We start from the raw sequence: 13,842 nt of genomic DNA on the forward strand, positions 1-13,842 counted from the left end.
AAAGTTGTGATAAATTTGTCCATAGACAACTCCTTCTACAATAAAAATCTGTAAGAGGAGATTTATCGCAATTTTTGGAGTGGAGGCGTAACCGATGGACTTATACGGAACTCAAAAGGTGAACGACAAAGGGCACTTAGTCATTGGTGGCACAGATGCGATTGATCTTGCACATGTTTATGGCACACCGCTTGTAGTCTATGATACTGCGTTATTTCGTAAGCGAGCAGCAGGTTTTCAAAGTACGTTTAAAGCGATGGGGATAGAAGCACAAGTTGCTTATGCAAGCAAAGCGTTTTCTTCGGTTGCCATTTATGAACTCGCCGCACAAGAGGGATTGTCCCTAGATGTTGTTTCAGGCGGAGAATTGTTTACAGCTGCGAAGGCTGACTTTCCTAGAGAGCGTATTCACTTCCATGGAAATAACAAAAGCTATATGGAATTAAACTATGCGTTTGATGAAAAAATAGGTTGTATTGTTGTAGATAACTTTTTAGAGCTGTCCATGGTGAAGGAGATCGCATCTACCCGAAAACAGCAAATGAACATCTTGCTGCGAGTTACGCCGGGGGTAGAAGCTCACACTCATGAATTCATTACGACTGGACAAGAAGATTCCAAATTCGGATTCGACTTGAAAAACGGACAAGCAGACAAAGCATTTGAACTTGCCTATGAGGCACCATATTTACAATTGCTAGGACTCCATTGCCATATTGGATCTCAAATCTTTGAGACGGATGCATTTACCCATGCAGCAGAAGCATTAATGAAAAAAATGCAAGAGTGGAAAGAAAGCCATTCGTTTGTTTGCACAGTCCTGAACTTAGGTGGAGGATTCGGAATCCGGTATACGGAAGATGATCAGCCGCTCGAACCTTCTCAATATGTAGAAAAAATGGCAGAAGTCGTCCTTGGATTATCAAAAAGTTGGAACTATCCTCTTCCGGAAATTTGGATAGAGCCAGGTCGGTCACTTGTAGGAGATGCAGGGACAACTCTCTACACAGCAGGAAGTGAAAAAGAAGTGCCAGGAATTCGCACATACATTGCAGTCGATGGAGGCATGTCGGATAATATCCGCCCCGCACTCTACGATGCAAACTATTCAGCGGCTGTTGCAAATCGGATGTTGGATCCGCATGATACAACCGTTACGATAGCAGGGAAATGCTGCGAATCAGGGGATAAGCTCATTGTGGATGCAAAACTTGCGGACGTTGCTGAAGGCGATATACTAGCAGTGTTTTGTACAGGAGCGTATACGTATTCGATGGCGGGAAATTACAATAGACTTCCTAGACCTGCTGTAGTTTTTGCAGAAGAGGGACATCACCAACTCGTCATCCGACGAGAGACTTATGAGGACATTACTCGTTTAGACCTCCCCCTTCAGCAGAAGGTGAGGAAAGAATCGTAATGAAAAAGCGTAACCTTTTATTGTTTTTGGGAATTGTCATTATGGCATTAGTTTGGGGAGCGGTATATTGGTATTTAGTTGTACCGATTATTGATCCACGCTAAGACCCAAGTTGATAAATGATCGACAATCCTGTAAAATCGAGCAGATAGTATTATTGAAAGTGAAGGGATACCCATGAAACTTGTTCGTTATAAAAAAGCGTATCACAAAATAGCGATGGGATTTCTTTCATACAGTTCCGGTGACCAGCCTGTCAAACAACTCCAAGAAACCATGGCCCGTTATGAGACAGATGATAACTGGGAAATGTATTTGGTGAAGGAACAAGAAGATCTCATTGGCATTGTCGGTGCAGAAGTTGCAGACCAGTCATTTGTCGTTCAACACCTATCCATCAATCCTTCTTTTAGGGGCGAAGGAATCGGTAAAGAGATGGTTGCCAAACTGCAAGAAGAATTTCCGGACAAAACTCCCTATGGGAATGAATATACGGATGCATTTGTTAGTAAATGTGTTCTGGAAGAAACAAGAGCGGAACGCTAACGTCCGCTCTTCTTCTTTTCGTTGCGAAGTTTTAGAATATCACTTCTGTCACGAAGCATATGTTTATGAATAACGTCATCGCTGCCGGGTGCCAGTAAATATAGGTTTTGTTTGGTTTGGAGGACTAATTCAATTAGTTGCTGAGATTGGATAGTGAGATCCATTGCACGAAACGAATTTCCATTTGAGATCTCAGATTTTGCAGAAGCAACGTCTTGAATAAGTTGGTCAAAATCAACTACTTCCAAATATTCATCGTATTCGGATGGAAGAGAGGTGAATCTCTGATGCGCCTTGGTGATTGTTCGTAAAGCTCCATCCAGATTCCCGCGTCTCCAGTGATACATCCCCGTAGACAGCAAAATATAAGCAGTAAGTGGATGTGCCTTTGAGTATCCAGGAATCGACTTCCAATATTCTTCTAATACTTCATGGCCCTCGAAGTAATCTTGATTGTCATTAAAATATACAAGAAACTCCACGAAGAGCGGATGAAAATAAGGATGCATACAGTCACTCCTATTCTTTAGTCCATCTGCTGTGAGCAGAAAAGGTGAAAAAATGTCTTATAATGTAAAACTAGAAGCATTCGAAGGTCCGCTTGATCTATTGCTGCATTTAATTAACCGATTGGAAATTGATATTTATGACATTCCAATGGCGCAGCTGACAAACCAATACATAGAACACTTGCATGCGATGCGTGTACTCGAACTTGATGAGCTAAGTGAATACTTGGTTCTTGCCGCCACATTGATAGAAATCAAAAGCAAAATGCTACTTCCTGTGCATGAAGGGGAGGTTTTCGATGACGAAGGGCAAGAGTTCGACATGGAAGAGGACCCCCGCGAAGAACTGATTGCACGAATACTTGAATACAAAAAGTACAAAGAAGCAGCTGTGCAACTGAAAGAATCAGCTGACGAACGTGCTGTCCACTATACTAAACCCCCTACTGAAGTGGAAGCATACGGTATCGTGGCTCCAATCGATTCGGGTGATGAACTCAACGTGTTTGATCTTATCGGTGCGTTTCAGCGCATGCTACAGCGTAGGAGATTGAAAGCGCCTATGTCTGCCAGTATAACAAATAATGAAATTTCTGTCGGTGATAAGATGGATGAGATTATGAGTCGAGTAGAACGTAAGGGTGGTACTTGTGATTTTGAAGAGTTGTTTGAAGAAGGAGACATTAGTGGTTTAATCATCACATTTTTGTCAATTCTTGAACTAATGAAACGAAGTGATATTATCGTAGAGCAACATGGGAATTTTGACCGATTACAGATTAGAATGCAATTGGAGGAACAAACGTATGAATGAGGGTGACATCCTAACAGCTACCATAGAAAGTTTCCTTTTCGTTGCAGGCGAAGAAGGACTGACCTTAAAACAGCTTGCTGCACTGACTGTCTGTACAGAAGGTGAAGTGACAGATGCATTAGAACGGTTGCTAGCAGGATACGAAGATCGGAGAACTAGCGGGATTACGCTACGTCAGTACGGAGGGGTCTTTCAGCTTGTTACCAAAGCGGAATACGCAGAGGATGTTAAACGATTGTTTGAAAATCCTCCATCTAAAATGATGACTCAAGCAGCGCTTGAGGTACTGGCGATAATTGCTTACAAACAGCCGGTTACTCGTGTTGAGGTAGACGATGTCCGCGGTGTGAAATCCGAACGAGCTATTCAGACACTTGCTTCCAAAGGATTCATCATGGAAAAAGGCCGTTTAGAAGCGAGCGGGCGTCCGATTCTATATGCAACAACGGCATATTTTTTAGATCGTTTCGGACTCAATTCTCTTGAAGACTTGCCACCGCTCCTTCAAGAAACAGAGGAAGATGAAGATACAGACCTATTTCTAACCAAGTTTCAAGACATATTAGAAGCCCAAGAAGAAGGAGGAAATAGTTTTTGAAAAAAGTGCTGGCTATACTGATGCTATGTGCTTCAATGGTGCTCATGCCCATTCCAACAGCGACGGCTGCAGTAACTTCATCATGGGTGGTCATTGATGCTGATACAGGAAGAATATTGGATGGAGACAATCCACACGATCAGTTACCGATTGCGAGCTTAACAAAAATTTGGACCGCCCTGACGTTTATTGAATCAGGTGCAGCCGGTGAAGAAATAGAGATTTCACAGCAGGCAGCATCAGCGGAAGGATCGTCGATATACTTAGAGCCAGGCAGCACCGTCCCGACAAAAGATGTACTGCATGGACTCATGCTTCGATCAGGTAATGATGCAGCCATGGCACTAGCTGAGCATGCAGGAGGATCTGAAGAAGGGTTCGTTCATCTTATGAATGAACAAGCAGATCTTTATGGACTAAAGGATACGCACTTTACCAATCCTTCAGGTCTTCATGATGAACAGCATTTGTCGTCTGCTTATGATACTGCGATGATGCTCTATTTTGGGATGAAAAATAAAGAATTTAAAAAGATTGCTTCTACGGAGCAGTACACCAGGACGGGCAAACAACCGGGCGTCTGGGAAAACAAGCATCGGCTTATCACATCAGACACAGACGCGGTGGCAGGTAAAACTGGTTTTACGAAAGCGGCAGGCAGGACGTTGGCCACTTACTTCGAGAAGAATGGGAAGAAAGTGATTGTCGTTACATTAAACAGTGGGAATGATTGGAACATTCATAAATCGCTTTCGGCGAAAGTTTTCCAGGAGTATTCTGTTGTAACTGTTGCTAAGAAAGGTGAGTATTCGGTCTTGCCTGGCGTTACCGCCAAGTTGAAGAAACCTATAAAAGTGTTGCTCAAACCCGAAGAGAAGAGTAAAGTTAGTTCAGTCATGCTAATTCCGCGAGATGAGACGCAATCATCACTAGGACAATGGACAGTCTCCCTGGACCAAGAGCCTTTAGTGACTGTGGAAGTTGAACTAAAACGCAAATGAGATCTTTTGTACGAAAAAGATGACTAAGAAAAGTTGAAACTCTATGAAGCAGAGGACTACTTAAAGCCTCTGTTTTTTCTTTTTTTCTTGAAAAAGGGACGAGCGTTATGGGAAGAGGTCAATTTCCTTTGTTTTAAGCAGGTTTTATGCGGTCTTCTTTTCATTTGCATAAAAATATGACATAATTTTTTAGACTGAAGAATGAGGTGACGGAAATGGAAAGACTACAAAAAGTATTAGCACGAGCTGGTGTTGCATCCCGCCGAAAAGCTGAAGGGTTAATCCTGGAAGGCAAAGTTAAAGTGAATGGATCCGTTGTAACGGAACTTGGAACAAAAGTGACAAATTCAGATAGAGTGGAAGTTGAAGGTATCCAAGTCGTAAAAGAAAACTTCGTTTACTATTTATTGTATAAACCAAGAGGCTACATTTCAACGGTTCACGATGAAAAGGGACGAAAGACAGTACTGGATCTTATGCCAGGCGTTGAACAACGGATTTTCCCTGTGGGACGACTTGATTATGACACGTCAGGTGTAATCATCATGACGAATGACGGTGATTTCTCTTACACAATGACACATCCTAAGTTCGGAATACGGAAGCAATACATTGCAAAAGTGAAAGGGATTCCAACTCGGGAAGCACTCAAGAAGCTCGAGCATGGAATTGAATTAGAAGACGGCTTAACTGCTCCTGCAAACGTTAAGATGCGTTCAATGGATAAGAAAGCGCAAACTGCACTCATTGAAATTACAATTTCTGAAGGCAAAAACCGCCAAGTTCGTCGTATGTTTGACGCCATCGGATGCCCGGTTGTGAAATTACGACGGGAATCATTTGCATCCCTTACCACATTAAGTTTGAATGCAGGTGAAGCGCGTGAGTTGACTACTCATGAGGTAAAACAACTGCGTGTTCTTGCGGAAACCGGTAAAATTGGATAAATTGTGACACAAATGTTTCACAAAACACTCACGAACGAAGCCGATTAGAAAACACATCTTTGTTATAATGAAGGATGCTATGCACGTTTCGAAATACCAAAGTTAGGAGGGAGCGAAGTGGCTAAGATGGACAAAAAGAAGAAGCGCCTATTCATTAGGGGAGCGATCTTACTAGTCTTGGCGGCGGCCATTGTCTTTGCACTTACTTCTAAGAAAGAAACAAAAGTACTTGCTGTCGGAGATAAAGCGCCGAACTTTGAACTACAGGATATGAATGGGAAGAAAGTAAAACTTTCTGATTATGAAGGACAAGGAGTGTTTTTGAATTTCTGGGGTACATGGTGTCCGCCTTGTAAAAAAGAAATGCCGTATATTGAAAAGCATTTCAAGGAGTTCACTAACAAAGGTGTCCAAGTTCTTTCTGTTAATATCGCTGAATCTGAGTTTAAAGTGAATACATTTATAGACCAATACGGACTAACATTCCCTGTTCTGATCGACAAGAACAAAAGTGTGAGCCGAAATAGTTATAATGTAGTCCCATTGCCTACGACAATGCTGATCGATAAAAATGGTGTTATTAAACAAATTGTTACTCGAGAAATGAGCGAAGCTGAAATTGTGTCTCTTATGGAGAGCATTCAACCCGAATAAGGAGCATGGTATCCAATGAGTAAAATTAAATGCCAGTGCGGTCACGAAAATCCTTTCGGAACCGTCCTTTGCGAAAAGTGTGGTCGCCCGCTTACTGATGAAGCGAAAAAAAGTGAAATGGTCGACATGCGTTATGAAGGATCCGCAAGACGTTCGCAAACTTATAAAAAATCAGTCATCGATAAGATTTGGAACTTCTTCTCTAGTGTTAAAATTGGTGTCAGTATAATTATTGCAGTTCTAACGACGTCAGCAATTGGTACAATCTTTCCTCAAAAGTTCTATGTCCCAGTGAGTGGAAATGATCCTTCAGAGTATCTGGAATATTATGAACGCCTTTATGGTACTGTTGGGAAATTGTATTATCAGCTTGGATTTTATGATATGTATAACAGTTGGTGGTTCAAAATTTTAATTGGCATGCTTGGAACGTCAATTATTATTGCCAGCTTGGACCGGGTTATTCCGCTTTACAAATCATTAACAAAACAGCGGACGAAACGTCATCCATCCTTTATGAAGCGTCAGAGGATTTACGGGGAAAGTGATGTCTCTGATTCTGATGAATCTCTTAAAAATGCTGAAAAAGCTCTAAAGGATTTACACTATAAAGTAAAGGTCGAAGATGGTGCAATCCTCGCTGAAAAAAATCGGTTTGGACGTTGGGGCCCATATGTTAACCATACAGGACTTATCATATTTTTATTAGGTGTGTTAATGCGAGGTATACCAGGGTTTTACGTCGACGAAACGATGTGGATCCGCGAAGGGGAAACACGAGAAATTCCTGGAGCACCTGGATACTTGCTTGAAAATGTTGACTTCTCTGTAGAAACGTATTCGCAAGGTGAAGCGGACGAAGTTTTCGGTGAGGCGCTCGAAAAAAATGGTGCAATCGTGAGCGAGTTCAAATCTGATGTTAAACTCTATAAAGAAAAAGAAGGTTCACTGCCAGGTTCTTCAGATGTTGAATTCATGAAAGAATATCCTATCATTGTCAACAAACCATTGAAATTTGATGGGTATAGCATTTTCCAAATGGATTACAAAACAGGTGAATTGAAAACAATGACGTTCTCCTTGATGAACAAAAAGACAGAACAGTCTGTTGGAGAATTCACAGTCGATCTTAACGAGCCGGCTAAAGAATACGATCTTGGGAATGGAACTTCAATTGAACTCATGGAATATTTTGCAGATTATGATGGGATTGTCGATGGACAACCTTCATCAAAGTCACCTATTCCGAACAACCCGGCATTTATATTTAATATGAAGACTCCTGAACATCCAGATGGCGAGAAGAGTTTTGTTGCTATTCGTCAGACTCTAGAAGTTGAGCCAAATGATTACGAGGCTAAGTTCCTCTCTGCTGAAACTAGAGATGCATCTGGTCTCACAATCCGTAAAGACAAGACACTTTATATTCTTTTGTTAGGTGGAATCGTCTTTATGATTGGTGTAATCCAAGGGTCATATTGGCAGCATAGAAGAATTTGGATTCAAAAAGGATCGGGTTCTGAGATGATTATTGCAGGACACACCAACAAAAACTGGTATACACTTAAAAAAGATTTGGATAAAGTAAAAGAAGTAGCTACTCTTCCAGCGTATACCGATAAGCAGGACAAAGAAGCTGTCATTGATACGACGGAAGGAGAGACAAAATAATGGATTACGCGGCATTAAGTGCGAATTTACTGCTAGTATCATTTATCGCCTACCTGGTCGGCACCTTCTTTTTCGGAGGGGCAGTCAAGGTTTCTAAAACAGAAAAAACCTACAAAGATAGTATGTGGGGGAAAATCGGGATTGTAGTTACAATCATAGGTTTTGTTTCTCAACTTGGATATTTCATAACGCGCTGGATTGCAGCGGGACATGCTCCTGTCAGTAATATGTTTGAATTTACAACTGCGTTCAGTATGATGCTGGTCGGATCATTCATTCTCATTTTCTTTATTTACAAAACACCTTCTCTCGGTTTGTTCGCGCTTCCCATTGCGATTGTCATTATCGCATATGCTAGTATGTTCCCTAGAGAAATCACACCACTAATTCCAGCACTGAAGAGTTATTGGTTAACTGTACACGTTATTACAGCAGCGCTTGGTGAATCTATTCTTGCTATTAGTGCGGTAGCCGGACTGATCTACCTAGCAAAGAACGTAGACTTGACAAAGAAGTCTAAAGAACGATTTTGGCTTGAAGCAGTTATGTTCACTGTTGTTTTAGTTCTTGGATTTGTTGTTTCGTCAACAGCGTTCAGCCTTTCAGGTTATGAAGCAGACTTTACGTATGTCGACAAAAACGGCAAAGCTTCTGAAATGACGTATAACATGCCACCTTTGTTTGGCATGAGTGAGTACGAACAGGTCACAACAGATACGATGAAACCATGGTTCGAAATGCCAGCAATCGTCAATGCGAAAACACTAACTACATTTGTATGGTCGCTATTTACGGGAATCATCCTCTATATACTGATCAGACTCATTTTCCGACGACCAATTGCGGCACTCTTACAGCCATTCGCAAAGAAAGCCAATTCACAACTGATGGATGAAATCGGTTATCGATCGGTGCTCATCGGATTCCCTGTATTCACACTCGGAGCTCTTATTTTTGCAATGATTTGGGCACACGAAGCGTGGTCACGATTCTGGGGCTGGGACCCGAAGGAAGTATGGGCTCTCATCACTTGGCTCTTCTACGCAGCTTTCTTGCACCTTCGTCTATCACAAGGTTGGGAAGGCAAGAAATCAGCATGGCTTGCTGTTGCTGGATTCGTCATTATCATGTTCAATCTAGTAGCCGTCAATCTGATCATCGCTGGTCTACATTCATACGCATAACAAAAACTGTGCAGCAAAATCCGCTGCACAGTCTTTTTACGCTTTAATTCTCTGAAATCCTACACAATGTGCAATGTATTAGAGGCAAATAGGTGTACTAGTTTCTTTTTTCACGCTGGACAAGTACAATGAAAGAAGTAGTTTTGAAAGGAGCAATCGTCAATGGATGAAAACTTAAAATTGCTCGTCGTGGACGACGAAGACCGAATTAGACGGCTTCTTACGATGTATCTCTCTCGTGAGGGATATGAAATGGACGAAGCATGTGATGGTGCAGAAGCGCTTGAAAAAATTGAAGAAAATCATTATGACTGTATCTTACTTGACGTCATGATGCCTGAAAAAGACGGAATGGAAGTTTTGGAAGAACTAAGAATAGCTGAAAACCAAACCCCTATTATTTTATTAACTGCAAAAGGGGAAGAATCTGACCGGGTCACAGGGTTCGAAACAGGAGCGGATGACTATATCGTCAAACCATTCAGTCCCCGTGAAGTGGTACTCCGTGTAAAAGCGCTATTACGACGCGCGGGTTCATTTAACGGATCTCCGAGCGCTGCAACCTCTAAAGACTTAGTCGTATTTCCGCAACTAACAATTGACCACGACGCACATCGAGTCACGGCAGAAGGTAAAGAGGTTAGCTTGACACCAAAAGAGTACGAATTGTTGTATTTCTTGGCGAAAGCGCCAGACAAAGTGTTTGACCGCGAGCAGTTGTTGAAAGAAGTATGGCACTACGAATTTTTTGGTGACCTCAGAACCGTGGATACTCATGTGAAGCGTTTAAGAGAAAAGCTGAACAGAGTTTCTGAACAAGCAGCCAAAATGATTGTAACTGTATGGGGAGTCGGCTATAAGTTTGAGGTACCGACTGAATGAATAGAATATGGAATTCAATCGTCGGGAAGCTATGGGCAACCATATTGCTTCTCGTTTCATTTGTCCTGTTTATTGTCACGGCATTGTTATTAGAGTTCTTTGATAACTTCCATACACGTCAAGCTGAAGAAACACTTGCACGTGAGGCGAAAACAGTTGGGAGTATTATCATTGACCACGAAAACGAATCTGCTATGAAACTCGTCGTCAACGATATTCTGAATAACGGCACTCATGCCATGGTTGTTGGTAACGATGGGCAAGTCGTTTACTCATTCCATGAGGGAGTGGCAAATGTTGAATCGATTGAAGAGAAGATTTTAAGTGATAAGTTATTCAGCGGAAAAAATGAGGACGAGAATTCCTCGAAACAAATGATTCTTCCTTCTTTAACTGAAAAAGAAGTTTCAGAACGCTATATTGTATCATCCACACCGTTGCCAAATGAAGGTGAAGGCTACGTTGTTGTATACCAAAGTTTTGAAGCAATCCATGACACGACCAAATGGACAACGCATATCGTATTACTTTCTGCTTTTATCGCTTTCATATTAACGACATTTTTCGCATTCTTCCTTTCAACACGAATAACCCGACCTTTACGGCAGATGAAGGAAGCTGCTTTCGAGTTATCAAAAGGAAATTTTGACGCCAGAATTCCGGTGAAGCAAAATGATGAAATTGGTCAACTCTCTACAGCGTTTAACCAAATGGGTCGACAGTTGAAGTACAACGTGGAGCTCATTAAACAGGATAAAGAACAATTATCGAGTATTTTAACGTCTATGACAGATGCAGTAATTACGTTCAACCGGGATAACACAATTCTGCTCAGTAATCCCCAAGCAGAGAATGTTTTACAAAAATGGTCATTTATCAATCAAGACTCAAAAGAACTGTTGCCTCCTGAAATCATTCATATGTTGGAGCATGCTGTCATGTTTGCAGAGGAAGTGGATGCTGAATTAGAGCTTGGGAAAAGATTTTTTGTCGTGAAAATTAGTCCCTTATATAGCAAAAATAGCATTCGAGGAGCAGTAGCGGTCCTCCGGGATATGACAGAGCAACACCAGCTTGACAAATTGCGATCTGATTTCATTGCAAATGTATCTCACGAATTAAGAACGCCTATCTCCATGCTTCAAGGATATAGCGAGGCGATACTTGACGGGGTTCCTGAAACTGCCGAAGAAAACCATGAAATGGTGAAGATCATTCATGATGAATCTCAGAGAATGGGTCGATTGGTGACAGATTTGCTTGACCTAGCACGGATGGAATCTGGACATATGCGTTTGTACAAATCGGAAATGGCTGTTATTCCATTTTTAGAGCGGATGCGTAACAAATTCATGCAAGTTGCGAAGGACGCAAACGTCGATCTTGAAGTTGAGGCTAATGGATCTGAAATGCTACATTTGCAAGCGGATGAAGATCGAATTGAACAAGTTTTCACCAATTTAATCGACAATGCAATTCGTCATACACCTGACGGAGGGCGTGTAAAACTTTCTGTTGAAAAATATCCTAAATCCGTTGCTATCTCTGTAATTGATACAGGGAGTGGAATTCCTGAAGAAGATTTACCCTTCGTATTTGAACGTTTCTACAAAGCTGACAAGGCTCGAACGCGTGGTAAAAGCGGAACAGGTCTTGGCCTTGCAATTGCGAAAAATATTGCGGATTCTCACGGTGGAAGTATAAGTGCAAGAAGAGGTGAGAAGGAAGGCACAATCTTTACATGTGTGCTACCTCTAGAGTAATTTAACATGTAACTTTAGCAGTATATGGCCGTCAACTTATGTGAACGAGGAGGATTATTGTGGACGACTCCGTATTTCATCATTTATATGAAACGTATCATCATGATGTATTTAACTTTCTGACATACTTGACGAAAAATCGTCAACTTGCAGAAGACCTATCCCATGAAGTCTACGTGAAAGCGATTCGTGCCTATTCCTCGTTTGAGGGACGAAGCAGCGAAAAAACTTGGTTGTTTGCCATCGCTAAGAATGTATCGATCGATTATTTCCGGAAAACGAAAGTACGCAGTAAGCATGACGCTACATTTTTCGACTGGGACAAAGATGACTTGAAATCGACAGATAAGACACCGGAGCAACAATCGATTGATAAAGAACAAATGCATTCGGTTCTTGAAAAACTGGATTCGTGTACGCTAGATCAGCGTCTTGTCATCATAATGCGCTATTTCAATGACCTGTCGATTTCAGATACAGCTGAAGTGCTTGGATGGTCTGAAGGAAAAGTGAAAACAACGCAACATCGCGCACTGAAAAGCTTAAGGACAAAAGTAACTTCGGCAGGACTAGAGAGGGGGGAGCCGAGTGAATCACGAACAAAAAGATGATGAATTGGAAAAGCTCCTTCACTCTATGCCGAAATTAAAGGATGAGCGATCTAAGGAAGAAGTACTGGAACGTTTGAAGAATGATGAGCGACTTACTAAAAGACCAGCCACGCCGTTGCGCAAGAAAAACCGCGTTGTTCCCTTAATAGTGGCAGTAGCAGCAGTCTTACTAGTTGCGATACTGATTCCTTCTTTCATGAGCTCTATGGACACTGGGAAGCAATCAGCAGATGAGGCGTCAATCCAAAGTGATTCAGAGGGTGTGCCTGCAGCTGCAAGAGAAGATAAAGAGATGGAGAACTTTTCAAAAGATGCTAGTTCAAAATCTGCCGTTTCAATGGGAGATGCTACTCAATATGCCGTTTATCCAGCTGATTTGGATGGAGGACGCATATTGCATATAGGGTTACAGGATGCTCAGGCTGTCAGTATTCCAGTGTCTATTCTTTTGTCAAAAGAACAGTTAGAAGCTAAAGGGCTAACGGGAGCGTCGACAGATCTGGAGCTTTACGAGGCATTTACTGGAGAGTTGGATGAGCAAGCGCTAGGTTTTAAACCGATGCACCCAATAGATGCGACATTTTCTGAAAAAGGAAATCAGCTTAGCGTCCTACTTAGTGATACGCATGAGTATGACTCGTCAACTGCTATACAGGAAGTGTTTCTTCACTCCTTGATGCAGACTTTCCCATCATATCGTGATATTCGAATATTAGATGATTCTGGAAAGCCAGCAGAGTTTGATCAAGTAGGTCAGCTTGAGCCGATCGATATACAAGCAGAACTAGCCAATACTCCATACTACGTCTACAAATTAGAAGATGGTCGAAAGGTGCTTTCACCAAACTCCATGTATCAAGCAGAGTCATTTAAAGAAGCCCTTCAACTCATGCGAACAGCACCAAATGGTCAGTATGATCCTGTGATTCCAAAAGAGATGGATTTCACTGTCATAGTAAATGATGGAATTGCTGAAGTTGAATTTAACAACAACTTACAACTAGATTCCTTACCAATGGATGAAGCAAGTCAACTAATTGATGGGCTTGCGTTAACAGCGGCTAGTTTCGATCTTCAGCTAAAAGTAGTCAATGTTGAACCATTGGATTGGAATGGATTGAATTTCAGAGCACCTCTCAAAGAGGTGGTCGGAGCGAATCCGATGCCACTTATTTTGAAGTAACAGTCAATCTGTAAACATACAAGTTTACAGATTGTTTTTTTTTCTATATACTAGTGGTG

The 13,842-nt window shown here is 41.7% G+C and carries 14 protein-coding genes; 13 read left to right on the forward strand and 1 reads right to left on the reverse strand.

From position 1 onward, the window contains the following. Positions 1-94: 94 nt before the first annotated feature. A complete protein-coding gene (gene lysA, locus ACR65F_RS11300) occupies positions 95-1,420 on the forward strand; it encodes a diaminopimelate decarboxylase (RefSeq protein WP_440504463.1) in 1,326 nt (441 codons plus the stop codon). Between the two features lie 177 nt (positions 1,421-1,597). Then, the gene (locus ACR65F_RS11305) at positions 1,598-1,966 is read left to right on the forward strand and encodes a GNAT family N-acetyltransferase (RefSeq protein ID WP_025784938.1); all 369 of its coding nucleotides are present in this window, start codon (positions 1,598-1,600) and stop codon (positions 1,964-1,966) included. Here ACR65F_RS11305 and ACR65F_RS11310 read toward each other — a convergent pair. Next, on the reverse strand, positions 1,963-2,475 hold the full coding sequence (locus tag ACR65F_RS11310; RefSeq protein WP_440504464.1) for a DUF309 domain-containing protein: 513 nt from the start codon (positions 2,473-2,475) through the stop codon (positions 1,963-1,965). The genes ACR65F_RS11305 and ACR65F_RS11310 overlap by 4 nt on opposite strands. A gap of 52 nt (positions 2,476-2,527) precedes the next feature. On the opposite strand from ACR65F_RS11310, the gene ACR65F_RS11315 reads away from it, so the two are divergent. From ACR65F_RS11315 to ACR65F_RS11365, 11 genes are all read left to right on the forward strand, one after another. Next, positions 2,528-3,289: a segregation/condensation protein A gene (locus ACR65F_RS11315; RefSeq protein WP_039041806.1), complete on the forward strand. Its 762-nt coding sequence runs from the start codon at positions 2,528-2,530 to the stop codon at positions 3,287-3,289. Then, entirely contained in the window at positions 3,282-3,887 is a 606-nt protein-coding gene (gene scpB / locus ACR65F_RS11320) for an SMC-Scp complex subunit ScpB (RefSeq protein WP_440504465.1), read from the forward strand. Before ACR65F_RS11315 ends, scpB begins: the two co-directional genes overlap by 8 nt. A 5-nt stretch (positions 3,888-3,892) precedes the next feature. After that, on the forward strand, positions 3,893-4,888 hold the full coding sequence (locus tag ACR65F_RS11325; RefSeq protein WP_440504515.1) for a D-alanyl-D-alanine carboxypeptidase family protein: 996 nt from the start codon (positions 3,893-3,895) through the stop codon (positions 4,886-4,888). 215 nt (positions 4,889-5,103) lie between these two features. Continuing rightward, positions 5,104-5,835, forward strand: a complete 732-nt coding sequence (locus ACR65F_RS11330; RefSeq protein WP_039041804.1) for a pseudouridine synthase — start codon at positions 5,104-5,106, stop codon at positions 5,833-5,835. A 126-nt stretch (positions 5,836-5,961) separates the two neighbouring features. Further along, positions 5,962-6,489 (forward strand): thiol-disulfide oxidoreductase ResA, encoded by a 528-nt coding sequence (gene resA, locus ACR65F_RS11335; RefSeq protein WP_039041837.1) that lies wholly within the window; start codon positions 5,962-5,964, stop codon positions 6,487-6,489. Positions 6,490-6,504: 15 nt separating this feature from the next. Continuing rightward, positions 6,505-8,160, forward strand: coding sequence for a cytochrome c biogenesis protein ResB (gene resB / locus ACR65F_RS11340; RefSeq protein ID WP_039041803.1), 1,656 nt, complete (start codon positions 6,505-6,507; stop codon positions 8,158-8,160). After that, a complete protein-coding gene (gene ccsB / locus ACR65F_RS11345) occupies positions 8,160-9,344 on the forward strand; it encodes a c-type cytochrome biogenesis protein CcsB (protein WP_440504466.1) in 1,185 nt (394 codons plus the stop codon). The genes resB and ccsB overlap by 1 nt, the downstream gene beginning before the upstream one ends. 162 nt (positions 9,345-9,506) lie before the next feature. Then, a complete protein-coding gene (locus tag ACR65F_RS11350; protein ID WP_025784926.1) occupies positions 9,507-10,226 on the forward strand; it encodes a response regulator transcription factor in 720 nt (239 codons plus the stop codon). Beyond that, positions 10,223-11,989, forward strand: a complete 1,767-nt coding sequence (locus ACR65F_RS11355) for an ATP-binding protein (RefSeq protein WP_440504467.1) — start codon at positions 10,223-10,225, stop codon at positions 11,987-11,989. Before ACR65F_RS11350 ends, ACR65F_RS11355 begins: the two co-directional genes overlap by 4 nt. Before the next feature lie 59 nt (positions 11,990-12,048). Further along, positions 12,049-12,600, forward strand: a complete 552-nt coding sequence (locus tag ACR65F_RS11360) for a sigma-70 family RNA polymerase sigma factor (RefSeq protein ID WP_440504468.1) — start codon at positions 12,049-12,051, stop codon at positions 12,598-12,600. Continuing rightward, on the forward strand, positions 12,578-13,783 hold the full coding sequence (locus tag ACR65F_RS11365; RefSeq protein WP_440504469.1) for a hypothetical protein: 1,206 nt from the start codon (positions 12,578-12,580) through the stop codon (positions 13,781-13,783). The genes ACR65F_RS11360 and ACR65F_RS11365 overlap by 23 nt, the downstream gene beginning before the upstream one ends. The last annotated feature ends 59 nt before the right edge of the window (positions 13,784-13,842 follow it).

Source organism: Sporosarcina sp. SAFN-010, from assembly GCF_059415065.1.

Coding starts and splice junctions, on each gene's coding strand:
- ACR65F_RS11355 (WP_440504467.1), top strand. CDS start 10,223: ATGAATAGAATATGGAATTCAATCGTCGGGAAGCTATGGGCAACCATA.
- resB (WP_039041803.1), top strand. CDS start 6,505: ATGAGTAAAATTAAATGCCAGTGCGGTCACGAAAATCCTTTCGGAACC.
- ccsB (WP_440504466.1), top strand. CDS start 8,160: ATGGATTACGCGGCATTAAGTGCGAATTTACTGCTAGTATCATTTATC.
- lysA (WP_440504463.1), top strand. CDS start 95: ATGGACTTATACGGAACTCAAAAGGTGAACGACAAAGGGCACTTAGTC.
- ACR65F_RS11330 (WP_039041804.1), top strand. CDS start 5,104: ATGGAAAGACTACAAAAAGTATTAGCACGAGCTGGTGTTGCATCCCGC.
- ACR65F_RS11315 (WP_039041806.1), top strand. CDS start 2,528: ATGTCTTATAATGTAAAACTAGAAGCATTCGAAGGTCCGCTTGATCTA.
- resA (WP_039041837.1), top strand. CDS start 5,962: ATGGACAAAAAGAAGAAGCGCCTATTCATTAGGGGAGCGATCTTACTA.
- scpB (WP_440504465.1), top strand. CDS start 3,282: ATGAATGAGGGTGACATCCTAACAGCTACCATAGAAAGTTTCCTTTTC.
- ACR65F_RS11350 (WP_025784926.1), top strand. CDS start 9,507: ATGGATGAAAACTTAAAATTGCTCGTCGTGGACGACGAAGACCGAATT.
- ACR65F_RS11305 (WP_025784938.1), top strand. CDS start 1,598: ATGAAACTTGTTCGTTATAAAAAAGCGTATCACAAAATAGCGATGGGA.
- ACR65F_RS11310 (WP_440504464.1), bottom strand. CDS start 2,475: ATGCATCCTTATTTTCATCCGCTCTTCGTGGAGTTTCTTGTATATTTT.